At 71.5% G+C, this 22,452-nt stretch carries 18 protein-coding genes and 6 pseudogenes; 15 read left to right on the forward strand and 9 right to left on the reverse strand.

The genetic code is table 11. The features are described from left to right. Positions 1-82: 82 nt before the first annotated feature. Positions 83-1,036 (reverse strand): septation protein SepH, encoded by a 954-nt coding sequence (gene sepH / locus DA06_RS19955; protein WP_418608113.1) that lies wholly within the window; start codon positions 1,034-1,036, stop codon positions 83-85. A gap of 237 nt (positions 1,037-1,273) precedes the next feature. Between sepH and DA06_RS19960 the strand changes: the two are divergent. Continuing rightward, positions 1,274-2,012 (forward strand): annotated as a pseudogene (locus tag DA06_RS19960) (magnesium and cobalt transport protein CorA); the annotation flags it as partial. Between the two features lie 597 nt (positions 2,013-2,609). Here DA06_RS19960 and DA06_RS19965 read toward each other — a convergent pair. Next, a pseudogene (locus DA06_RS19965) lies at positions 2,610-2,780 on the reverse strand (universal stress protein); the annotation flags it as partial. A gap of 520 nt (positions 2,781-3,300) precedes the next feature. On the opposite strand from DA06_RS19965, the pseudogene DA06_RS19970 reads away from it, so the two are divergent. The 5 genes and pseudogenes from DA06_RS19970 to DA06_RS19990 form a co-directional block, all read left to right on the forward strand. Next, positions 3,301-3,522 (forward strand): annotated as a pseudogene (locus DA06_RS19970) (hypothetical protein); the annotation flags it as partial. Between the two features lie 4 nt (positions 3,523-3,526). After that, complete coding sequence (gene pepN, locus DA06_RS19975; RefSeq protein WP_418605836.1) at positions 3,527-5,662, forward strand: aminopeptidase N; 2,136 nt, start codon at positions 3,527-3,529, stop codon at positions 5,660-5,662. Between the two features lie 46 nt (positions 5,663-5,708). Further along, positions 5,709-6,173, forward strand: coding sequence for a sugar phosphate nucleotidyltransferase (locus tag DA06_RS19980; RefSeq protein WP_052437018.1), 465 nt, complete (start codon positions 5,709-5,711; stop codon positions 6,171-6,173). Continuing rightward, positions 6,151-6,405: a hypothetical protein gene (locus DA06_RS19985; RefSeq protein WP_418605838.1), complete on the forward strand. Its 255-nt coding sequence runs from the start codon at positions 6,151-6,153 to the stop codon at positions 6,403-6,405. The genes DA06_RS19980 and DA06_RS19985 overlap by 23 nt, the downstream gene beginning before the upstream one ends. Before the next feature lie 395 nt (positions 6,406-6,800). Next, positions 6,801-7,082: pseudogene (locus tag DA06_RS19990) on the forward strand (DUF664 domain-containing protein); the annotation flags it as partial. Here DA06_RS19990 and DA06_RS19995 read toward each other — a convergent pair. Beyond that, a complete protein-coding gene (locus DA06_RS19995; protein ID WP_418608114.1) occupies positions 7,081-7,719 on the reverse strand; it encodes a polyprenyl synthetase family protein in 639 nt (212 codons plus the stop codon). The pseudogene DA06_RS19990 and the gene DA06_RS19995 overlap by 2 nt on opposite strands. Between DA06_RS19995 and DA06_RS20000 the strand changes: the two genes are divergently transcribed. Further along, a complete protein-coding gene (locus DA06_RS20000) occupies positions 7,609-8,106 on the forward strand; it encodes a hypothetical protein (RefSeq protein ID WP_418608354.1) in 498 nt (165 codons plus the stop codon). The genes DA06_RS19995 and DA06_RS20000 overlap by 111 nt on opposite strands. Positions 8,107-8,194: 88 nt before the next feature. Next, complete coding sequence (locus DA06_RS20005; RefSeq protein WP_043503654.1) at positions 8,195-9,040, forward strand: protein phosphatase 2C domain-containing protein; 846 nt, start codon at positions 8,195-8,197, stop codon at positions 9,038-9,040. A gap of 496 nt (positions 9,041-9,536) precedes the next feature. Here DA06_RS20005 and DA06_RS20010 read toward each other — a convergent pair whose 3' ends face one another. Further along, a complete protein-coding gene (locus tag DA06_RS20010; protein WP_418605840.1) occupies positions 9,537-10,535 on the reverse strand; it encodes a CpaF family protein in 999 nt (332 codons plus the stop codon). Here DA06_RS20010 and DA06_RS20015 point away from each other — a divergent pair. Continuing rightward, positions 10,505-11,503, forward strand: a complete 999-nt coding sequence (locus DA06_RS20015) for a DUF5719 family protein (protein ID WP_418608116.1) — start codon at positions 10,505-10,507, stop codon at positions 11,501-11,503. The genes DA06_RS20010 and DA06_RS20015 overlap by 31 nt on opposite strands. 22 nt (positions 11,504-11,525) lie before the next feature. Here DA06_RS20015 and DA06_RS20020 read toward each other — a convergent pair whose 3' ends face one another. Next, entirely contained in the window at positions 11,526-11,966 is a 441-nt protein-coding gene (locus DA06_RS20020; RefSeq protein WP_418605841.1) for a metallopeptidase family protein, read from the reverse strand. Positions 11,967-12,327: 361 nt separating this feature from the next. On the opposite strand from DA06_RS20020, the gene DA06_RS20025 reads away from it, so the two are divergent. From DA06_RS20025 to DA06_RS20035, 3 genes are read left to right on the forward strand one after another with little or no spacing between them, the layout of a single operon-like run. Next, a complete protein-coding gene (locus tag DA06_RS20025; protein ID WP_418605842.1) occupies positions 12,328-13,269 on the forward strand; it encodes an N-acetylmuramic acid 6-phosphate etherase in 942 nt (313 codons plus the stop codon). Further along, entirely contained in the window at positions 13,233-13,499 is a 267-nt protein-coding gene (locus DA06_RS20030) for an E3 binding domain-containing protein (protein ID WP_418605843.1), read from the forward strand. The genes DA06_RS20025 and DA06_RS20030 overlap by 37 nt, the downstream gene beginning before the upstream one ends. After that, positions 13,466-14,113, forward strand: coding sequence for a 2-oxo acid dehydrogenase subunit E2 (locus DA06_RS20035; protein WP_418608117.1), 648 nt, complete (start codon positions 13,466-13,468; stop codon positions 14,111-14,113). Before DA06_RS20030 ends, DA06_RS20035 begins: the two co-directional genes overlap by 34 nt. Positions 14,114-14,116: 3 nt before the next feature. Here DA06_RS20035 and DA06_RS20040 read toward each other — a convergent pair whose 3' ends face one another. Further along, positions 14,117-15,142, reverse strand: a complete 1,026-nt coding sequence (locus DA06_RS20040; RefSeq protein ID WP_418605844.1) for a hypothetical protein — start codon at positions 15,140-15,142, stop codon at positions 14,117-14,119. 137 nt (positions 15,143-15,279) lie between these two features. Then, positions 15,280-16,351: pseudogene (locus DA06_RS20045) on the reverse strand (glutathione S-transferase family protein). 661 nt (positions 16,352-17,012) lie between these two features. On the opposite strand from DA06_RS20045, the gene DA06_RS20050 reads away from it, so the two are divergent. Then, entirely contained in the window at positions 17,013-18,212 is a 1,200-nt protein-coding gene (locus tag DA06_RS20050; protein WP_418605845.1) for a tetratricopeptide repeat protein, read from the forward strand. Between the two features lie 236 nt (positions 18,213-18,448). On the opposite strand, the gene DA06_RS20055 is transcribed toward DA06_RS20050, so the two are convergent. Both DA06_RS20055 and DA06_RS20060 read right to left on the reverse strand, forming a co-directional pair. Further along, complete coding sequence (locus tag DA06_RS20055) at positions 18,449-18,838, reverse strand: metallophosphoesterase (protein WP_418605846.1); 390 nt, start codon at positions 18,836-18,838, stop codon at positions 18,449-18,451. Beyond that, positions 18,835-19,560, reverse strand: a complete 726-nt coding sequence (locus DA06_RS20060) for a nucleotidyltransferase domain-containing protein (protein WP_418605848.1) — start codon at positions 19,558-19,560, stop codon at positions 18,835-18,837. The genes DA06_RS20055 and DA06_RS20060 overlap by 4 nt, the downstream gene beginning before the upstream one ends. Positions 19,561-20,304: 744 nt before the next feature. Between DA06_RS20060 and DA06_RS20065 the strand changes: the two are divergent. Both DA06_RS20065 and DA06_RS20070 read left to right on the forward strand, forming a co-directional pair. Beyond that, a pseudogene (locus tag DA06_RS20065) lies at positions 20,305-21,216 on the forward strand (YaaC family protein); the annotation flags it as partial. A gap of 395 nt (positions 21,217-21,611) precedes the next feature. Next, positions 21,612-22,250: a DUF6338 family protein gene (locus DA06_RS20070; RefSeq protein WP_043503688.1), complete on the forward strand. Its 639-nt coding sequence runs from the start codon at positions 21,612-21,614 to the stop codon at positions 22,248-22,250. Positions 22,251-22,452 lie beyond the last annotated feature (202 nt).

Here is a 22,452-nt window from a genome sequence, read left to right on the forward strand (position 1 = left end):
TGGCCGCGGCTGCCCGACGGTCTCGCCGAGATCAGGACCACCGAGGCCGAGGTCCGCGCGGACGTGGAGGAGCTGCAGCGCGTCATCGGTTCCGGCGCGGGCAAGGACGACCTGCTCGGGCTGCCGATCGTCGAGCTCGCCGGCCGGATGAAGGAGCTCGGCCTCGACGCCCCGGCGCTCCGGCTGCTGCCCGAGAGGACCCGCCTGGTCGGCGAGCTGCGCGACGCGGCCTCGACGGGCTCGTGGACGACCTCGCCCAGCGCCGGGTGCCGACCGCCCAGGTCGGCGCGGAGCTGGACCTGGCGTGGTGGAGCTCGGTGCTCGAGCAGATCCTGCGCACCGACCCCGCCCTGGCCGGGCTCGACGGCCCCGCCCTGGGCGCCCTGGCCGCCCGGTTCCGCGAGCTGGTCAAAGACGCGGGGAGCGCGCACCGACGGGGGCTCAGGTGGCGGCGCGGGTGGGCCGAGGTGCCGATCTCCGTCTCCGACAGCCAGCGCGCCTCGTCGTCGACGGCGTGCAGCGTCCGTGTCCCCAGGTCGACCTCCCAGCGCGCCTCGCGCTCGCGCTCTCCCGCGACGAAGGTCGCCACGACCTCCCAGGGCCCGCCGGGGTGGCGCACCGCGTCCCACTCCAGCGAGCGCGTCTCCACGCCGCGCGCGGCGAGCCGGTCGAGCACCAGGTCGCCGAGGCGGGGAGCGTCCGGCTCGTGGCCGACACGCTGGTTCTGCGCCTGCTGCACCACCCACGTCCGTTCGGCGACCACCGGGCCCTCGTAGCGGCGCACCCGCGCCTCCTCCATGCCCGAACGCTCGGCCACCTCGGCCACCGAGGCGCCGGCGCGGATGAGGGCCTGGATGTCCTTCGGCCGCAGCGGCTCGCCGGGGTCCGCGGGCAGGTGCTGCAGCTTGGGGCGGTCCCGGCGCACGGCCGCACGGAGGGCGTCGTCGATCGCGACCCGGTAGCGACGTCCGTCCTCGTCGGTGAGCGTGAGGTGCTCACCGTCACCGTGCAGCCCGAGCAGTTCGAGCTCAACCATGGGTCCTCCTCGAGGTTCTCCCCACGAGGGTGCCACCTGCCCGCGCCCCGCCCCGGGATTGGTGGCGGTGTGTTCCGTTCGTGACAATGGCCTCGTGGCGTCCGTCCCGCGGCGTCCGCATCCGACGACGCAGCCCGGGAGGGCCACACGTGACTGCCCCCGCAACTCCGGACCAGCCCGGCGCCACCTCTCCCGCGGGCGCCGCACCGCCCGCGCAGGCCCCCGACCCGGCGGGTCGAGAAGGTGGAGTTCGGCGAGCTGCACGTCTTCACCGGGCCCGGGTTCGTCGTGACCGTCCGCCACGCCGAGTCCCCGAACCTCGGACGGGTCCGACGCCGGCTCGAGGGCGACCCTCAGACGCTCCGCCAAGGTCCCGAGGCGGTGCTCTACGCGATCCTCGACGAGGTCGTCGACCAGTACGGCCCGGTGGTGGCGGGGCTGGAGAACGACATCGACGAGATCGAGGACCAGCTCTTCGAGAGCGACCCGACGGTCTCCCGCCGCATCTACGAGCTCTCGCGCGAGGTGATGGCCTTCCAGCGGGCGACCCACCCGCTGCTGGGCATGCTCGAGAACCTTGAGCAGGGGTTCGACCGCTACGGCGTCGACGTGGAGCTGCGGCACCGGCTCCGTGACGTCCACGACCACACGATCCGCGTGGTCGAGCGCGTGGGGGGCGTTCCGGGCGCTGCTCCAGAACGCCCTGACGGTCAACGCGACGCTGGTGGCGCAGGAGCAGAACGAGGAGATGCGGCGCGTCACCGAGGCGAGCTACCTCCAGAGCGAGCAGGTCAAGCGGATCTCGTCCTGGGCGGCGATCCTCTTCGCCCCGACGCTGGTGGGCACGATCTACGGCATGAACTTCCGGCACATGCCCGAGCTGGGCTGGGCGCTGGGCTACCCGTTCGCGCTGCTGGCGATGCTGGGGATGGGCGTGGTCCTGTACGTCGTCTTCAAGCGGCACCACTGGCTGTGAACCACGGGACGACGGCGCAGCCCGGGACGGCGGGCCCCGGCCGCCAAGCTGCGCGCGGACGGTGAAGCTCACGTCGGAGAACACCCCGGCCCGGCTGATGCCGTCGACCTCGAGGACCACCTGGCCCGGCTCGACGTCCTTCTTCGGGAACAGCGCGGACAGCTCGCGGCCGACCATCCGGCGCACCATCTCGTCCACGGTGATCTCGTCGACCAGGTGGGAGGAGACGAAGGCGCCGTCGCGCAGGATGGTGACCCGGCGGCACAGGGCCTCGATCTCGTCGAACCGGTGGGAGATGAAAAGAACCGCAGCGCCGTCGTCCCGCAGAGCCCGCACGACGGTGAAGAGCCGCTCCACCTCGACGCCCGAGAGCGCCGCGGTCGGCTCGTCCATGACCAGGATCCGGGCGCCGCGGGAGATGGCCTTGGCGATCTCGACGATCTGCTGGTCGGCGATGGACAGGCCCTGGGCCAGGCGGTCCGGGCGGGGTCGTCGACGACCACCTGTCCCGTCACCGGCACGTCCGCCCGGACGGCGCGGCCCGGTCCACGCGTCGGCGACGACGCGCTCGGCCACGTCCAGCGCGTCGGCCTCGGGGGCGAACTCCCACCCGTGCGCCGTGGCCAGCCAGGGGAACGCGTACACCACGTGCAGGCCTGCGCCACGCCTCGCGGCCTCCTGCGCCGCGAGCTCGAGCGCGCGTCCGGCGCGCGCCGAGCCGTCGACACCCACGACGACCGCACCGTCCGGCACGTCCAGCGTCTCCATCCGTGTCCTCCTCCTCGAACCGCGGCCGGCGGCACCGGTACCTCGGCCGAGGCCCGGCCGCCGTGCTGGGAGAATCTCACGGCACGGCGCCGCTCCGCGGCCCAGTCTGCCGCCGCCGGGCCGGCGACACACCGCGGACGGGAACGGTCCGCGGCAGTCGCCGGCGGCCCCCTGGTCCCCGGCGCCGACGTGCGGCACCCGCGTGGGGCATGGCTAACCTGCGGTGGTGACCACGACCGCGAACCTGACCCGCGCGGAGGCCGCCGAGCGGTCCGACCGCCTCACCGTGAGCGACTACCGCGTCGAGCTCGACCTGAGCCGCGCGCATGACGTCGGCAGCCGTACCTTCGGCTCGACGACGACCGTGCGGTTCACCTCGACCGCACCCGCGACGTTCCTGGACCTCCTCGGCGAGGTCCGTTCCGTCGTCGTCAACGGGCGCGAGATCGATCCCGCCACCTGCTACGACGGCGCGCGCATCACCCTCGACGGGCTGGTGGCCGAGAACGAGGTGACGGTCGTGGCGGACGCGCTCTACTCCCGCTCGGGGGAGGGGCTGCACAGGTTCGTCGACCCCGCCGACGGCGAGACGTACCTGTACACCCAGTTCGAGCCGGCGGACTCGCGCCGGGTCATGGCGGTGTTCGAGCAGCCGGACCTCAAGGGAAGCTTCACCTTCGCCGTCGTCGCGCCGTCCGGCTGGCAGGTGCTCTCCAACCAGCCGGTCACCACCGTGTCGGACCGTGGTGACGGCACGTCGCGCACCGAGTTCGCGCCGACCCCGCCCGTCTCCAGCTATCTCACCGCCGTCGTCGCGGGGCCGTACCACCGGGTGGACGGTCACTGGTCGGGGGGCGCTCCCGGGCGGCGGCACCCTGGAGGTCCCCCTCGGGGCGCTCTGCCGCGCCTCCCTGGCCGGGCATCTGGACGCCGAGGCGATCCTCACCGTGACCCGGCAGGGGCTCGACTTCTTCCACGAGCACTTCGGCACGCCGTACCCCTGGGGCAAGTACGACCAGGTCTTCGTCCCCGAGTACAACCTGGGCGCCATGGAGAACCCGGGCTGCGTGACGTTCACCGAGGCCTACGTCTTCCGCTCCGCGGCGACGCGGGCGCAGTACCAGGGCCGCGCCAACACGATCCTGCACGAGATGGCCCACATGTGGTTCGGCGACCTGGTGACGCCTCGCTGGTGGGACGACCTGTGGCTGAAGGAGTCGTTCGCGGACTACATGGGCGCCCACGCCTCGGTCGCCGCCACGGAGTTCGCCGACGCCTGGGTCTCCTTCGCGAACCGCCGCAAGGCCTGGGCGTACACCCAGGACCAGCTGCCCACCACCCACCCGGTCGTCGCGGACGTCCCCGACCTCGAGGCGGCGAAGCAGAACTTCGACGGCATCACCTACGCCAAGGGCGCCGCCGTCCTCAAGCAGCTGGTGGCCTACGTCGGGACGGACGCCTTCTTCGCCGGTGCGCGCCGGTACTTCGCGGAGCACGCCTACGGGTCCACGTCGCTGGACGATCTCCTCGGCGCGCTCGAGGCCGTCTCGGGCCGCAGCCTGGGGGAGTGGTCCCGGCTGTGGCTCCAGACCGCGGGCACGCCCACCCTCCGTGCCGAGGTGGAGGCCGACGGCGACCGCATCCGTTCCCTCACCGTCCGCCAGCACGCCACCGACCCGCGCACCGGCCAGGAGGTGCTGCGCCCGCACCGTCTCGCCGTCGGCCTGTACGACCTGCACGAGGACGACGACGGAGCCGGGCTGGTCCGTTCCCACCGGTTCGAGGTGGAGCTCACCGGTGAGAGCGTCACCGTCCCCATGGCCGCCGGCCTGCCCCGTCCCGCCCTCGTGCTGGTCAACGACGACGACCTCACCTACGGCAAGGTGCGCCTCGACCGCGACTCCCTCGCCACCGTGCGCGAGCATCTCGGCCGGCTGCGCGAGCCGCTGGCGCGCTCGCTCGTGTGGTCCGCGCTGTGGAACGCCACGCGCGACGCCGTGCTGCCCGCGGCGGACTACCTGGACCTCGTGCTGCGGCACGGCCCCTCGGAGACGGACAGCGCGGTTCTCGCCGGCCTCACCGTCAACGCGTCCACGGCCGTGGAGCGCTACGCCCCGCCGTCGCGCCGGGACGAGCTGCGGCTGACCCTCGGGCGCGGCTCCGTGGCGCACCTGCACGACTCCGTGCCGGGCTCTGACGCCCAGCTCGTGTGGGCGCGCTCCCTCGCCCGCGCCGCCGCGACCACACCGGAGGCCGCACCCCGCCTGCGCGGCCTGCTCACCGGGGCGGAGACGGTCGCCGGGCTGCCGATGGATCCCGAGCTGCGGTGGTCGCTGTGGCAGGCCCTGGCGGCGCTCGGCGCGGCGTCGTTCGCCGAGCTGGACGAGGAGCTCGCGAAGGACCGCACGGCGGACGGGACCACCCAGCACCTCGCTGCGGTCTCCGCGTTCCCCGACGCCGACGTCAAGGCGGCGTCGTGGGAGACGTTGCTGACGCCCGGCGCGCTGAGCAACGACCACGTCGACGCGACCCTCACCGGCTTCACCCAGCCCTGGCACGCCGAGCTGACCGCGCCGTTCACCGACCGGTACTTCGACTCGCTGCGCGGGATCTGGCAGCGGCACAGCATCGAGATCGCGTCCCGGCTCGTCCGGCGCCTGTACCCGTCGCACCAGGACGCCGTCCCGGGCCGCGCACCGCAGGACGACCCGGTGGTCCAGCGCACCACCCGGTGGCTCGACGAGAACGCGGACGCACCCGCCGCGCTGCGCCGCCTGCTCCTGGAGGCCCGCGACGACCTCCTGCGCTCCCTGCGCGCCCAGGAGGCGGGCCTGCGCGCGCAGGAGACCGTCGCCCGGCCGCGGGGGGCCGGCCTCACCTGAGCCGGATCCGCCGTCGCCCGAGCCATAACCGTCCCGAGGAGATGCCATGGCACCGACCCGCACGCTGCTCGTCGTCCTCGCCGGCGGCGCCGGCTCGGGGCTGGAGACGCTGACCCACGGTCGCGCCAGGGCCGCGCTGCCGTTCGGGAGCACCCACCGGCTCATCGACTTCCCGCTGTCCCATGCCGCGAACAGCGGCATCTCGGACGTGTGGGTGCTGGAGCAGCACCACCCGGTCTCGGTCACCGAGCACCTGGCCGGCGGGCGGCCGTGGGACCTGGACCGCACGCGGGGCGGGTTGACGGTGGTGGGGCCGGAGGCCGGCGACCAGCACACCGGCACGGCCGACGCGCTGGCGCGGCGCGCGGACGCCATCCGCAGGCACGAGCCGGAGGTCGTGCTGGTCGTCGCCGCGGACGCCGTGTACCGGATGGACTACGCCGACGTGGTGGCCCGGCACCTGGCGTCCGGGGCGGAGCTGACGCTGCGTGACCGCACGGCACGGCGGTGACCCGGCCCGGCACGGGGTCGTCCAGGTCCAGGAGGGCCGGCCTCCGGCGACGGCGGCCGGCAGCCCGGTCAGGCCCAGCGCGGTCTCGTCGCCCGCACCGGCCCGCAGCAGCGTCGCACCGACGAGCGACACCACCCAGGCGAGCACGCCGATGCCGAGCCGGCCCAGGTCCGCGTACCCGGGAAGGAGCGTCCGCATGGCCACCTGCCGGCGGATCATCATCGAGCCGTAGGTGGTCCAGTCCCGCCGGTAGTCGGCAGGGTCGAGGAAGTTCCTGGCCGGCGCGGGGACGAGGAGCATGGTGCCATTCTGCCGCTTTTCGGCCGGACCTTCCCCGTTGTCGCACGGGCGGGGCGGGACCGGCGCGGGTTGCCAGGCGGCCGCGTGGATGCGGTTGGCGCCGGAGAGAAGGCTCCCCGCCGCCGTCCCGGTGACGACGACGGCTGCGGCCAGGGCGACGGCGTTGCGCAGCTCCGTGAGAGCCGCCGTCTTCGCCGCGACCGGCGTGGTGAGGAGAGCCACGCCCGCAGGGGCGGGCACCAGCAGCTCACGCAGGAGGAACCCGAGCAGGCCCACCATGACGACGCCCGCTGCGGAGCCGAGCGCCGCGCGGGTCACGATCGCCCGATGGGGCCGCGCCGCGTCACGGGTACGGGCGCTGCGGGTCGGTGTGGCCAGCCAGGCCGCGACGGCGCGGGACAGGACGCTGCCCGCGTGCACCACGCTGGCACCGACCTGGACGTGGACCAGCTCCGGGCGCGAGCCGTCCCCACCTCCGAGCTGACCGTCGGCGGGCTGCTCAAGCATCTGGCGGTGTGCGAGGACGACATCTTCTGCTGGCGGATGTCCGGCCGCCCGCCGGTCACCTCGCTGACGGTGCCCGAGGAGGACGTCGAGCGCTGGCAGTTCACGGTCGACCCGCACGAGAGCGCCGAGCAGGTGTACGCCCTGTGGGAGGCCGCGGTCGCGGTCCCGGGCGAGGCTGGGCGAGCTCCTCCACGACGGCGCGCGAGCCGCACTCGGTCAGCAGCGTGCGCACGTGGGCGGCGCCGGCGTCGTCGAGGTCGGGGTCGCCGAGGTGGACGGCGATGCCCGCCCAGGCGTCGGTGGTGCGTGCGTGGGCGATGAGCGGGGTGAGCTTGCCCTCGCGCAGGTCGGTCAGGGCGGACTTGCCGGTGACGGCCTCGTCGCCGAAGACGCCCTGGAGGTCGTCGACGAGCTGGAAGCCGATGCCGAGGAGCCGGCCGATCTCGCCCAGCCGCTCGACCTTCTCGGTCGGGGCGCCGGCCAGCAGCGCCCCGGCCTGCAGCGGCAGCACGAAGCTGTAGACGGCGGTCTTGCGCTCGCTCATGGTCAGCACGTCGCCGAGGGAGACGGCGTCGGCCTCGAGTCCCAGACCGAGCCCGACGTCGGTGAGCTCGCCGGCGGCGGTGGCGTGGACCGTGCGGTCGAGCAGGTCGAGCAGCCGCTCCACCGTCTCCGGCGGGGCGCCGCAGGAGGCGACGGCGCGGACGGCCGCGACGAGGGCGAGGTCACCGGCGAGGATCCCCGCGGTCAGGTCCCGCGCCTGGCGGGCCGGGCCGCGAGCGGCACGGCCGCCCCCCTCGGGCGGTACGCCGCGGGGCTGGCGATGGCGACGCTCGCCACCTGGATCGTCTACGCCTCCTACCTCATGGGCGTGGCGAACCTCGCGCTGAACTACCAGCACGACTCGTTCCTCGTCCAGGGCGGCTGGCTCGCCGTCCAGCTCGTCGGCATCCTCGCGGCCGTCATGGTCGTCATGACCGTCGCGTGCGCGGCGCGGCAGGCCGGGAGCCGCGGGGCGCGCCCGAGCGGTGCCCTGGGCAGGGCGTGCGTAGCCTGCGTCGTCGCGGGCAGCCTGGTGCTGCTCGTATCCGCCGCGTACTGGGGCGTGTACCCGGCGGTGCTGTGAGCACGGGGCGGCGTGGACGTCGTGCGGGGCCGCCCCGGCGGCGTGGCACCCTATGGGGTGGCAGATCGCACGCAAGAGGGAGCGCACGTTGACGCAGTGGGGGATGGCCACCGACGCCGGTGGCCGGCGGAGCGTCAACGAGGACGCCGCGTTCGCGCAGGAGCCGGTGTTCGTGGTCGCCGACGGGATGGGCGGGCACGCCCGCGGTGAGATGGCCAGCCGGACCGTCGTCGACGCCTTCCGTGCGCTCGCGGGTCGTGGCACCGGCCCGATCACGGCCGAGGACGTGGACGACGTCGTCCGCGGCGCGGCCGCCGGGATCCGCCGCACCATGCAGGAGGAGGCCGTCGCCGGCTGGGCCGAGACGGACGGCCGGGACGCGGTGGCCGGCACCACGGTCGCGGGGGTGGTCCTGACCGAGCAGGACGGGGAGCCGTACTGGCTGGTGCTCAACGTCGGGGACTCCCGCGTCTACCGCTTCTCCGGCGGACGGCTGCAGCAGGTGAGCGTCGACCACTCGCTCGTCCAGGAGATGGTCGACGCCGGCACGATCGACGCCGCGCAGGCGCGCACGCACCCGCGACGCAACGTCATCACCCGGGCGATCGGCACCGGGGCGGACGCGGAGGTGGACTTCTGGATGCTCCGGGTCCAGCCGGGCGAGCGCATCCTCCTGTGCACCGACGGGCTCGTCGGCGAGCTCGACGACGCGCGGATCGCGGAGATCCTGTCGACCGTCGGCGGCGCCGCGCAGGCGGCCCAGGCGCTGGTGTGCCACGCCGTCGCGGGCGGTGCGAGCGACAACGTGACGGTCGTCGTCGTCGACGCCCCGGACGAGGGAAGCGTCGCGGGCACGACCGCGCGCACGCCCGGGTCCGCCGCCGACGACGAGGACGAGGCCGGGACCACCCTGCCGGGGGAGAGCGGACGATGAACGTGCACGAGTACCGCGCCGGCGGCTGGATCGCCATCGTGGGCGGAGGGTGCCGTCGCGCTGCTGCACCCCGAGATCGGGGCGCCGGCGGCCCGCGACCTGTGGCGGCTGACCCGCTCCGGCTCGCGTCTGGGCACGTGGGTGGAGCACCTCGCCGGGCGTGGCATCCGCACGCTGCCGTCCTTCGCCATGGTCGAGGCGCACCCGTCCGGGCTCGGTGTGCTGGTGCGCGGCGAGGTCACCGTGCGGGTGGGCGAGCAGGAGGTGTGCGGCACCGGCTACACGACGTGGCGGGAGGCCGTGCTGCCCGGCGCCGAGGGATTCACCATCACCGCCTCGCCGGACGGCACGACGGCGGAGGAGTGGCTGCCGGTCGGCGGCGGCATCGTCCTGGCGTCCGCGCTGCGCAGCCCCCTCGAGGACGTGGACGCCGGTCGTGACAACCACGCCGGTCTGCACCTCTCACCGCAGCCCGACGAGGAGGAGGACCTCGAGGTCACCCTGATGCAGGCGCCCGCGCTCGCCGCGGCCATCGGCCGTCCCGCGCCGAGGGCCGCTGCGGAGGTCCGGCCGCCGGTGGAGGCGACCCGTCCGGCGTCGCCCCGTGCACCGGATCGGCGAGACCGAGACGGGCGGCCAGCCGCGACCACGAGGGCCCTCGCGTGACGGTGCCGCCCCCGTCCACCGTGAGGGCCGGCCGGCAGACGAGCTCGTCCTCCGCCCTCTCCAGGACACCGATCTCCGCGAGGCGGCGGACACCGGCGTCGTCCCGCCGCAGGTGCACGACCGCGTCCAGGGCGCTGACCGCCTGCGCCGTCATCGTCGCGCCGGTCATCCCGGCGAGCGCACCGAGGGCGACCAGCCGTGCCGGCACGTCCGCGGACGTGTTGGCGTGCACGGTCGCCCAGCCGCCGTCGTGCCCGGTGTTGAGCGCCCCCAGCACGTCCCGCACCTCGGCGCCCCGGCACTCACCGAGGACGATGCGGTCCGGCCGCATGCGCATCGCCGCCCGCACCAGCTCCGCGAGCGGCACCTCGCCGACGTGCTGCACGTTCGCCCGGCGGACCTGCAGGTGCACCACGTGCGGGTGGTCCGGGCGCAGCTCCGCCGACTCCTCGATGCACACGATCCGCTCGCCGTGCCCGACCAGGGAGAGCATGGCGGCCAGCAGCGTGGTCTTTCCCGATCCCGTGGCCCCCGAGACCAGGACGTTGGCGCGCCGCTCCACCAGCGCCCGGAGCACCGGGAGCAGCCCCGCCGGCACGGTCCCGCCCTCGACGAGCTCGGCCGGCGTGAGCACCCGGCCGCGGTGGGTTCGCAGCGAGATGAGGGTGCCGGTCGCCGACAGCGGCGGCAGCACGGCGTCGCGACGCTCACCCGCGCGAACGCCGGCGACCTGCGCGGCCTCGTCGCGCCCCGTGCCAGCGCCCCGGAGCACCAGCTGGCTGGTGGGCGGCGGCACGGATCTGGGGCAGAGCGCCCAGCTGGTGCTCACCAACACCGGCGACACCCCCCGCCACGGTCACCGCGACCATGTGGACCACCATCGGCCTGGCGGACGCCGCGCGGCTGGCCGAGATCGTGGTCGCCCCGCAGAGCGAGACGGCCGTGCTCCTCGAGGGCGTCGCCACCGGGGACCCGGCGCTCGCCCTGCGGGTGGACGCGAGCGGCGGGCAGGTGGCCGCCCGCGTCCAGGACGTCCAGCTCGACGGGCTCGTCGCCGCCGGCGCCGACGTCGTCACCCCCGCCGCCCCGCCGGCTCTCACCGTCACCGTTCCCGGGGTGGTGCTGGCCGAGTCCTCCATGGACGACCCGGCCTCCTCCGCCGTCCGCCTCGTCAACCCCGGCGAGGAGACGGCCACCGCCACGGTCCGGCTCCTCGGGCCCGGCGGCGAGGTCGCGGTCCCTGGTGCGGAGGACGTCGTGCTCGACCCCGGTGCGGTCCTCGACCTCACGCTCGCCGGCGTCGCACCAGGCGCGTACGCCGTCGAGATTACCGGCGACCGGCCGGTGACCGGCGCGGTGGTGCTCGCGCGCGTCGGCGAGCCCGGCGAGATCGACCCCGACGTGGCACCCGTCGAGCGCGCGTGGTCGCCGTCGGCCGAGCCGGCCCGTTCCGGGGTACTGGTCACCCCGGGCCTGGGGGACCTCGTCGACGCCGCCACGCTCGTGCTGACCAACCCCGGCGAGGACGACGTCGAGGCCGAGCTCGTCCCGGTGGGCGAGGGAGGAGCGCTCGGCGATCCGGTCGCCGTCACTGTGCCGGGCCGCAGCACCGTCACCACCGACGCGGCCGAGCTCGCCGACGGCACGGCCGCGGTCCAGGTCCGCACCGAGGGTCGGGCGGGCGTCCTCGCGGCGAGCGTGCTCACGGCCGAGGCCGGCGACGGCGAGCTGGTCGGCGTCCTGCCGCTCTCGCCCGACCCGCACGCCGCGCGCTCGGTGCACGTCGACGTGCGCTGACAGCTCGGCGCGCTCCCCGGCGTCAGTCGCCCGGGTACTCCGGGTCGATCTCCTCGGGGGAACGGCCGAGGATCCCCGCGACCTGCTCGACCAGGACGATGCGCACCAGCATCTCCGTCTCCTCGGCGTCCTCGACGCGCGCGAGCACCGGGCGGCGGTACACCACGATGCGGTGGCTGAGCCCGGCGGCGGGGTCGGCGGGGAAGTAGCGGCCCAGGGCGACCGTGCGGTGCTCCCACGGCGCCGGGTCCGACGGCGGCACCTCCTCGACCGCGAACTCCACGCCCGCGAGCTCCTTCGGCCAGCGCTTCTCGAGCCGGCGCACGCAGAGCAGAACGGTGTCGTCGAACTTGTCGGCGCGGGTGCGCCAGGCCGGGAGCGTCGGTGGTACGAGAGGGCCGCGCAGGCCGCGCCCCCGGGACCCCGGCCAGGAGGGCGTCGGCCGTCCAGGTCGCCCCCGCACCGATCCGTTCCTGGACGCGCGCCGCCACGGCGGCGAGCAGCGAGCCGACGTGCTCGGCCACCGCCCCCGGCGAGGACCGGAAGTTCGCCCCGGGACCGTCGAGGACCGCCAGGACCGTGCCGTCGTCGGTGAGCACGCCCGCGGTGGAGGAGGTGCCGCCCACGTCGAGGCCGACGACGGTGCGCAGAGGAGAGGGCACGGTATTCCACACCTCGCAAGACGGTGGTAACTTTCCAACTGAGTACAGCAGGCGGAAATTATCACCCGGACGGTTCCGTCCCATCCAACCACCGCGACGGCCCGCCGGTCCCGCGGCGGCGGTTCGCGCGGGGCCCCCGCGCCCGAGGTCCCTGGAGCAGCGATGAGCCGCACCGACAGCGACTGGCGCGAGGTCATCGGCCTCCGCTCGCCCACCGAGGAGCGCAACCCGCGTACCCGGGCGATCGACCAGCTGCCCGCCCGCGAGCTCGTCTCCCTGGTGATGGCGGAGGACCGAGCCGTCCTCGACGCGGTCGCGGCGGTGACCGGGCCGGTGGCCGAGCTCGTCGAGCGCGCGGTGGCCGCGATCGCGGCGGGCGGGCGCGTCCACTACGTCGGCTCCGGAACGTCGGGCCGTCTCGGCGTGCTCGACGCCGTCGAGCTGCTGCCCACCTACGACGTCGGCGAGGAGGCCTTCCGCGCGCACCTCGCCGGCGGCGAGGGCGCCATGATGCTCGCCGTCGAGGGCGCCGAGGACGACGCCGACGCCGGCCGGGCCCTCGGCAGCCAGCTCACCCGGCTGGACCTGGTCGTCGGGCTCACCGCGAGCGGTCGCACCCCGTTCGTCGCCGGTGCGCTCGAGGCGGCCCGCGGCCTCGGCGCCGCGACCGCGCTGCTGTCCACCAATCCGGCGGCACCGCTGGCCGGCCAGGTCGACGTCGCCGTCCTGGTGGACACCGGGCCGGAGGTGGTGACCGGCTCGACCCGGATGAAGGCCGCGACCGCGCAGAAGATGGTGCTGAACACGTTCTCGACCGCGGTCATGGTCCGCCTGGGCAAGACCTTCTCGAACCTCATGATCCAGGTGCGGCCGACCAACCAGAAGCTGCGTGCCCGCACCGTGCGCATGCTCGTCCAGGCCACCGGCCGCGAGCCCGGGCGCTGCGCGGACGTCCTCGAGGAGGCCGGCGGCCGGGTCCGGGTGGCCCTGGTGGCCCTGCTCGCCGGCAGGCGTCCGCGCCGAGCCCCTCGGCCGCGGGCGGCGTACGGGTGCTCGCGAAGCCGCCCGTGCGCAAGCTCGCCAAGGACCTCGGCGTCGACCTGACCACGGTGGGCGGCAGCGGTCCCGGCGGGATCATCACGCGCGAGGACGTGTGGCCCAGCAGGCCCGCACCGAGGCCCAGCCGCTGGCCACCTACCCGGGTGACGAGGAGCCGTGGCTGGCGGGCGGCACCGTCTCGGTGGACGGCCGCCAGACGCGGGTGCCGGCGAAGTCGGTGCGCAAGCGCACGGCGGAGGCGATGGTGGCGTCGGCGTTCACGGCGCCGCACGTGACCGTCTTCCACACGGTCGACGTCACGCGCACGATGAAGCTCGTCGAGCGCCTGAAGCAGGACAAGGAGTTCGCGGACGTGCGGGTCACGCCGCTGCTCGTCGTCATGAAGGCGTTCATCCACGCGGTGCGCCGCCACCCCGAGGTCAACGCCTCGTGGGACAACGAGACGAACGAGATCGTCTACAAGCACTACATGAACCTCGGCATCGCGGCCGCGACGCCGCGGGGCCTGGTGGTGCCGAACATCAAGAACGCCAACCGGATGAAGCTGCACGAGCTCGCGGTAGCGCTCGGGGACCTCACGGCCCGGGCGCGGGCGGGGAGGACCACGCCGCAGGACATGTCGGACGGCACCATCTCGATCACCAACGTCGGGGTCTTCGGCATCGACACCGGCACGCCGATCCTCAACCCCGGCGAGTCCGTCATTCTCGCGTTCGGGGCGATCCGTCGCCTGCCCTGGGTGCACAAGGGCCAGGTCAGGCCGCGGTGGGTCACGCAGCTGGCGCTGTCCATGGACCACCGGCTCGTCGACGGCGGTCTGGGGGCCAGGGTGCTCGCCGACGTCGCCAAGGTGCTGGAGGACCCGTCGCAGGTGCTCGTCTGGAGCTGAACCTCACCGGCCGATCTGCCGCACGGCCGCGCCGAACACCGGCGGCAGGGCCCGGGCCGCCGGCACGAGTGCCCGGCGCAGGGGCGGGACCGACGCCGCCACCACGAGCGCCTCGGTGATCAGGCGGTAGCGTCGCACGATCTCGCGCCACCGCGCCTCGTAGTCCTCCGGCCGCCCGGCGGCGACCGCTGCCACGGCCGCCTCCGCCTGCGCCAGCGCGAGCGAGATCCCCTCACCGGTCAGGGCGTCGATGTACCCGCCGGCGTCGCCGACCAGCAGGACCCGCCCCGCCACCCGGGGCCGCGCCGCTCGTGCCCGACCAGGAGCCGGAGGTCCCCGTCCACCGGGGGCGAAGTCGATGGCGCTCAGCGCGCGGCCCGGCCCGTCGTCGAGGTCGGCGACGACGGCGCCGGTGTCGGTGCGCACCACGCGCAGCGCGGGGTGCCGGTTGTCGCCGCGCTCGGAGTGCTCGATCGCCACGAGGTTGCCGTCGTGGGACAGCGCCGCGGCGACGGCGTCGTTCGGGTGGCGGTACAGGAGCACGGGCGTGTCCGTGCCGTACTCGGTGCCGCCGACCACCACCTGGTGCACCGTGGTGCCGCGCTCGTCGGTGCGGCCGACGACGGCGGTGCCGTCCCGGGCGAGCAGGAGCCCGGCCGGGTAGGCGTCCGGCAGGGCGATCGGGGCCTGCACGCCCTGACCGGGCGGGGAGCCGAACGGCTGGCGCCGCCACCGGCCGAACTCGTCGCCGTCGGTGTCGTCGAACCACCACACCCACGCCCCGCGCGGGTCGATCGCGCACGTGGTCGTTCCCTGCGCGCGGTCCGTGGCCGGGATCAGCCGGCCGGTGGAGACCTCGAAGGAGTGCACCTGCAGCACGCCGCGGTCCGTGGCGACGACGACCGCCCGGTCCGGTGCGTCCTCCGCCCACTCCGGCAGCTCGACCTCTCTCGCCCGCAGCCGCAGCTCCCACCGGGGCGGCGGCCACACGTCCGGATCGGTGCGAGGCACGGGGGAGACGGTGCTCATGGTCGAAGCGTAGGGCGCGGCGCGGGCACGCAGGCGCGTTGCCGCACACGCGCGTCGGTGCCCGCTCCGCCCTCCGCCGTCGTCCGCCTCGCTAGGCCGCGGCGCTCGTGGGCGGGATGGGAAGGCCGCGGCACCGCTCAGCCGCGCATGGCGGCCGCGGTGTGCGCGGGGTCGACCTCCTCTTCCGGCCGGACGGGGCCCGGGGGGAGTGCCGTCCCCGAACGGGCGCCCGCCGAGCGCCTCTCGCCCGTGCGGCGTGAGCCAGCCCGAGAGGTCCGGGCCCTTCGGCACGATCTGGGTGGGATTGATGTCCGTGTGGACGATGTAGTAGTGCTCCTTGATCTGCTGGAAGTCGATCGTGTCGCCGAACCCGGGGGTCTGGAAGAGGTCGCGCGCGTAGGCCCACAGCGCCGGCATCTCGCTGAGCTTGTTGCGGTTGCACTTGAAGTGGCCGTGGTAGACGGCGTCGAAGCGCACCAGCGTGGTGAACAGGCGCACGTCCGCCTCGGTGATGGTGTCGCCCACGAGGTAGCGCTGGTCGGTCAGCCGCTCCTCCAGCCAGTCGAGCGCGGCGAAGAGCCGGTCGTACGCCTTGTCGTAGGCCTCCTGGGACCCGGCGAAGCCGCAGCGGTAGACGCCGTTGTTCACCTCGGTGAAGACCTTGCGGTTCACCCGGTCGATCTCGTCCCGGAGGTGCTGGGGGTACAGGTCGGGCGCACCCTCGCGGTGGAACGCGGTCCACTCGCTCCCCAGATCGAGGGTGATCTGGGCGAAGTCGTTGGTGACGACGGCACCGGTCGGCACGTCGACGATCGCCGGGACCGTGATGCCGCGCGCGTAGTCCGGCACGCGGGCGAAGTAGGCCTCCTGCAGCCGGTGGATGCCGAGTACGGGGTCCTTGCCGTCCGGGTCGAGGTCGAACGTCCACGAGCGGGCGTCGTGCGTGGGGCCGGGCAGCCCGAGGGAGATCGCATCCTCCAGGCCGAGAAGGCGGCGCACGATGATCGTGCGGTTCGCCCACGGGCACGCGCGCGCCGCGACCAGCCGGTAGCGGCCGGCCTCAACCGGGTAGCCGTCACGTCCGTCGGCGGTGATGCGGGTCTCGATGTACCGGGTGTCCCGCGTGTACTCCTTGCCCTTGGTGGTGTACCGGCCGCCCTCGTTGTGCTCGGGGTACTCCTCGGTCGTGCTGGTCCGCTGCTGGTCCATGCTTCCGACCCTACGTCCGCAGGCACCACCGCACTCGGGTGGCTGTCATGAGGCGAGCCCAACGGCCGAACTGGAGAACCCGGGGCCCACCCGAACTGTGTGGGCCCCGGGCCTTCATCAGCCGTCGACGGCTCGACGTCTCCTAGCTGCAAACGGTGGAGACCCCTGAGCGCTTCCCCGAGCATCGTGGGGCGGGGCGTGCCGGAGTTCGCACCCTCTGACGACAGGTATGTCCGCAAGACGCGCCGTCACCGGGCACTTTCGCGGACGGGTCCTGCGGACACTCGACCCTGGGAGGCGCCGGATGACCTGCACCGTCCCCGCGAGGGGTTCCTCTACTGGGACGTTTCCTGCGCTAGCCCGGGTGGACATCTTGGCGTCCGGCCCTGCGACTTAGCCGCATCTTGGACGATGACTATCGTTCGTCCCATGGTTGACGCGCTCCCGCTCCGTATCTTTCTCGCTTCGCCCGGTGATCTAGAAGATGAGCGGTCCACCGTGCGTGCGTGCGTCGATGAGCACAACGCTCGTCAGACTGGCGAGAGCAGGGTGACGTACGAGGTTGTGGAATGGAACCGTGTGCGCGGCACCGCGCGCCGGGCCCAAGAGGCGATCAACGAACTGATCGCCGAGAGCCACTTCATGATCGTATTGTTCAAGCGTGCTTGGGGGCAGCGCGCCGGGCAGCCCCTGGGGTTATACCTCGGGCACCGAGGAAGAGTTCTTCACCGGCCTCCTCGAACTAGGACAGATCGAGCAGCCCATGCGAGATCTATGGGTCGGCTTCGTCGACGACTCTGACCCCGATAGGCGCATCGTCAAGTTGCGACAGGAGATCATCGACCGACACTCGGTGATGTTCGAATCGATCAGCGGCCTACGAGATTTGAAGGAAAAGCTAACTGATCGTCTCAAGTCGTGGGAGGAGCTCGCGGGCACCAAGATCCCGCAGCATGTCGACTTGCTGCCGTCGTCGGGGAAGGACGTTCTGCGGGCGGCAAATCTGCGACTCCAGGGCGAGAAGCTCATCGACCTTGGCCAGGCTGATGCTGGCCGCGCCTCGCTCCATGAGGCCGCCGTTCTTGGTGGCCCAGCTGAGCGTTTGGCGTACGCACGGTTCCTCCGACGATCAGGTGACTTGGAGAGCGCATACGCGGAGACACAGAGGGCAGTCGACCACTTCATAGAAGGGGCCCCCATCTATTCAACGCTCGCGGCGGACGCCTTCTCCGCTCAGGCTAAGGTGCTCAGCGCCCAGGGGCGCAACCATGATGCCGTAGGTCAACTTGAGCACGCGCTGACTTTGGTTGTGGCAGACGACGCCTACGCCCGGGCGGTCCGCTGCCGGATCCATGACGACCTCGGGCTTGCCTACAGGAAGGTCGACGACCTGGCGAGCGCGCGGCGCAACTTTGAAACAGCTTTGCAGGCTAGGCGCGAGGCTGGCCAAAAAAGGGAGGTCTCCCAGTCCTTGATCAATCTCGCGAGACTCGAAGTGGCGGCCGGCGATCTAGCGACCGCAGCCGAATACTCGGAGGAGGTGATCACCGTGCTGCGCGAGACGCCACCCTCCGGCGTGCGTGCCAATGCCGAGGTGCTCATGGCGCAGGTGCGGCTTCGTCAGAGTCGCCCGGCCGAAGGCATCCCGCACGCCGAGTGGGCACTTTCCATGAACCGTCTGATTGCGAACCGACAGGGCGAAGCCATCTCGTTACTGGTACTTGCTCAATGCTGTCGAGAGGCGGGCCGACGCGCCGACGCGGGAGCACATGCGCGAGCTTGCCTCGCACTCAATGAGTCGATGGGGGATGCCCGAGGCGCCGAGAAGGCGCAATGGCTTCTCGACCACCTACCCGACTGACTCCTCCCAATCACTTCAGCCGGTGATCTCGGTGCCGTTGCTGTCCACCTGGACATGGGTCCGCGAGGGCCACAGCAGCGCGGTCAGCCGCCCCGAGTCACTCCCGCAGCCGGTGTCCAAGTGGGCCGAGCGGTGCCCGATGCGAGGCAGGTCCCCGACTGGCAGGTGCGCGCTGACACAGAACTTGGGCGTTGGTGACCTCGGGGGGGACGTGCTGCGCGATCAGGTCCTTGGTCTCATAAGTCGTTGGCATGGCGCGAAGTGCTTCGAAGTGTTGAGGGGGGGAAGCTGGTTATGAAGTGGCGAAGGACGTCGGCCTCAACTCGCCCACCAACGTAGGAACGGATGGTCATTGCGCCACCCATCTTGAGGAAGCCGCTCAAGTCACGCCGGTCCAACGCGTCGAGAAGCGCTGTCTCATGGTTACCAGCGAGCAGCGTGGCGCGTCCGCTTTCAGCGTGCGAGATCAGATCCTGCATGACGTCGGCAGATCGTGCGCCCTTGTTGATGTAATCACCGAGGAAGACCATATGCGGCACGTCACGGTGGACGAGAACATCCCAGAGACCTCGAAGCGCACGCAGGTTGCCATGCACGTCACCTATGAATGCTAGCTCGACGTTCACAGTAGGATCTTCTCCACCTCGGCGTAGTCAGTACCTTGTCCAGTAATGCCTAATGCCAGGAATGCAACTGAGAGCAAGTCTCCAGGCCGCTCCCACTCATTCACGATGGTGGCTTCGAGCGAGCCGTTCGTGCTTGGTGGGAACCCACCGATGATCTGCCGGAGCCGAGACAGGCACTCGTCCAGGTCCTCAATGGACGCGTCCCTTGAGTGTCTCGATGCCAGCAGGAGGGCGAGGTGGGGATCGTTGTGCCTGGTGGCGAGCTCTCGGACCGAGAAGCATGGACGGCCAGCGGCTATGGCTTGGGCATAGAGGCAGCTGCGGAGTAAGTAGCGGGCTTCCCGTAGTAGACCGGGCAGGTACTTCGGAAGGTCCTGCCGGGGAGTTGTGAAGAGCTCGGACATCTTCCAGGCACGCCGCAGCAAGCGCTCAGTGTCGACCTCGCCCAGTGCGTCGAGGTGAGCGGCAAGCTCGCCTTCGGGATCCCAGAGGATTCGAGCGTCACGCTTGAGATGGGCGCCGAATAGCGTGCCGATGCCGGTCGTGAGTTGGTTGCCGGTGTAGTAACTGATGTTCACGTCGGCCGCGTATGTGCTTGGCCGGGGCGTGTCGACTAAGGCGAGCAGGTCGACGTCAGAGCCCGCGACCGCGTCCCCGCGTGCCTGGCTCCCGTAGACCAATAGCGCTCGTGCATCGGCTGGAAGATCCGGGAAGTCGGCCACGATGGCGGATGGCACGCCGAGCCCCAATAGGGCGTCGACAACGTAATCTCGATTCACATTACCTACGTTACGAGTTCACAGCGAGGTTAACGAAGCCGAGAGAAGTCACTTCGCCGCAGATAGCTGCCGACGAGCATCCAGCCCGACGCTGCGTGCTGCCCCGCTTCGCTACGCACCGCGGCCGTTTAACGATCGTCTACTGGTTGTCATTGAGGAGGTCCGGGGCTTTCTTTCGGAATTTGCAGGAGTGGATGTCTAGCGTCTCCAATTGAGGCTCGTACCCGACGTGCAGCCACTGGCAGCCAGCCCGCCAGTGACGGCCGCCGCTGGCAGCACGAGGACGCGACGTTCCCACGCCGTTAGTGGTCGGGACCGGACGCGGATAATACCCGGCCGTCTCTGCGCTCTTCGACGAGCCCAACCGCGCTTATGCATCCTCGACCTAGGCTCGCCCTGCGCGCCTTCACCGGTTGCACCATGACACCTTCTTGAACGGCGATACGAATAGACAAGTCATATATTCCCAGGCCAGACGGGGCATTCTCACTCGCCCCGCCACCTACACACGGCCCATCCATCGGTGGATCGAGGCTTAGTACGCTGAGCTTGTGCCGACAACGTTCTACTCAATGAGCCTGATGACCGCCCCGGAATCCTGGCGGTCGATCCGTACGATCAGGGCAGAACCCCCAGGGGTCGCTTGATCGCGTCCTACGGAGTGACAACTCGCGGCGACGCGAGCTCCACATGGCACTTGAACAGGCCCAGCAGCAGTTCGCTGCCGCGGAGCGGATCGGATATGAGAGTCGCCCGCTGAACCTATTCTACGGGCTCTCTCAGGCCGGTCGAGCAATCGCCGCTGGGTCGCGCCTGCTCGGACGCGGGACGAATCACCAGTGGCAGGCCAACGGGCATGGCCTCAAGTACGACATCGGTGTCCCCGACGGCGTCTTGGCAACGCCGATCAAGCAGGATGGAGGTACGCGAGACCTCTTCTCGCGTGTTTCCATCGCGATCGACTCGCCACTCGACTTCAATGCTATCGAGTTCGGAGCAGCAATGAACCAGTTGGTCGACTATACGATGGCATTTGAGGAGCCTCACGGGTACGCCCGCCCTATCACCGATGCGCAAATTTACAACGTTCACAACAAGACGTTCCCCTTTGAACTCGAGATCCGGGTTCCCGACCCCGCGAACGGCCAGGACTTGACGGCCGAAGTAGTCCGTGCGCTTCTCGCTCGGTACCCTGCTTTGCGCGACCTCGAAGTTGCCCTTGACGACGAAGGCAATGTTCGCTGGAGCCACAATGAGGGTCGTTGTCTGGTGCTCGTCGCCAGCCCTGATCAACTAAAGAGCCGTGATGTACCCGGCATCGCGGAACTTCAAGGCGCTGACTACTACAGGCGGACGGCTATTCTCCTGCCTAGTGCCGGGGAGAGCGCACGAGCACTCCGGCCCCTGATGTCGTGGTGGACCGTGCTTTATGCCCTATCGATGCTCGCGAGGTACGCCCCCAGCAGGTGGACGGAAACGCTCACCCTCGCCGACAGCCAGATCGCGTCGAGGATCGAGTTCCTGCTCGACTCGGCGATTGACGCCGTGCCGGAATTGCTATGGGGCGAGTTGTACCGCCTGAGCGAGGATGACGGCTAACAGGAGAGCGTCGGATGCTGGTCCGACTGGGAAAGCGTGGTTGCCTCCCGGGTAAGCCCAGGCATCGACGGATGACTGAAGATCGGACACCTGCAGCTCATCGCGATGAAGCGATCCCAAGTTGTCGACCCCGCCATCCTCCCCTGGCAGTAGGTGCGCCCGCAGAGGGATGCGGCATCGGTTGGCATGCCGAGTCCGCCACTCTGAGGCATGTCGCCGTCACCGCAAGCGGATCCCAAGCGAGACAATGTTGCAAACGGCGGCTGGTTCTTATTTCCTTCGACAGCTGGGAAGTCTGTTGTCCTGGAGAGGGAGCGGCTCCGCGAATCGGCGGAGTCGGCGCCTCGCCGAGGTCGGTTCCGGGGACCGGGGATCTCGGCTGAGACACTGCGCAGATGCCGACCTCGTTTCAAGCTGCGGCAGTTCTCGTCCTCGCGCTGGTGCCTGGTGCCTTGTACATCTGGTCGTTCGAGCGGCAGGCCGGCCGGTGGGGCATCGGTCTGAGCGACCGCATCTTCCGCTTCGTCGGCGCGTCGGCCATCATCCACGCCCTCCTGGCGCCGGCGACCTACTGGTTCTGGTCGACGCAGTGGCCCCGGCTTCGCCAGCAGGACGACCCGTCCTGGTGGCTGTGGGCACTCGCGATGGGGTACGTGGCCCTGCCGCTGCTGGCGGGATCGTGGATCGGCTGTGCGACTCGGACGGGGTCGGGATGGGCGCTGTTCTTCACGGGACCCGACCCCGCGCCGCGTGCCTGGGACCACCTGTTCCAAGGGAAGAGGGATGGTTGGGTCCGGCTGAGGCTGAAGTCGGGCACATGGGTCGGCGGCGCCTACGCCACCTCCGAGACTGGCCTACGGTCTTACACCGCCGGCTACCCCGAAGAGCAGGACCTCTTCCTCGCGACGACCGTTGAGGTGGACCCCGGCACAGGAGAGTTCCTCTTCGACGAGTCCGGGAACGTCAGGCTTCAGGACGGCGGACTGCTCGTACGATGGGAGGAGGTCGAGTACCTTCAGTTCATCGACGCCTAGGGAGCAACCGTGGCCGCAAAGTCTGACAAGTCCGTGACCCCGCCGCGCTCCATGAGGTCGGAGAAGCGGGGCGGCTACGGATCGTCGTCGAAGCCCGTGACCAAGCTATCGCCGCCACCGAAGGGAACAGCTCCCGGCGCCAAGGCTACGAACAGCAACTCCTCTGGGAAGGCGAAGTAGCGTCTGCCCGGCGGCAGCGCGC

The organism is Georgenia sp. SUBG003, assembly GCF_000715355.2.
GTDB lineage: Bacteria > Actinomycetota > Actinomycetes > Actinomycetales > Actinomycetaceae > Georgenia.

Coding starts and splice junctions, on each gene's coding strand:
- DA06_RS20070 (WP_043503688.1), top strand. CDS start 21,612: ATGCCGACCTCGTTTCAAGCTGCGGCAGTTCTCGTCCTCGCGCTGGTG.
- sepH (WP_418608113.1), bottom strand. CDS start 1,036: ATGGTTGAGCTCGAACTGCTCGGGCTGCACGGTGACGGTGAGCACCTC.
- DA06_RS20025 (WP_418605842.1), top strand. CDS start 12,328: ATGAGCCGCACCGACAGCGACTGGCGCGAGGTCATCGGCCTCCGCTCG.
- DA06_RS20040 (WP_418605844.1), bottom strand. CDS start 15,142: ATGAGCACCGTCTCCCCCGTGCCTCGCACCGATCCGGACGTGTGGCCG.
- DA06_RS19980 (WP_052437018.1), top strand. CDS start 5,709: ATGGCACCGACCCGCACGCTGCTCGTCGTCCTCGCCGGCGGCGCCGGC.
- DA06_RS20035 (WP_418608117.1), top strand. CDS start 13,466: ATGGTGGCGTCGGCGTTCACGGCGCCGCACGTGACCGTCTTCCACACG.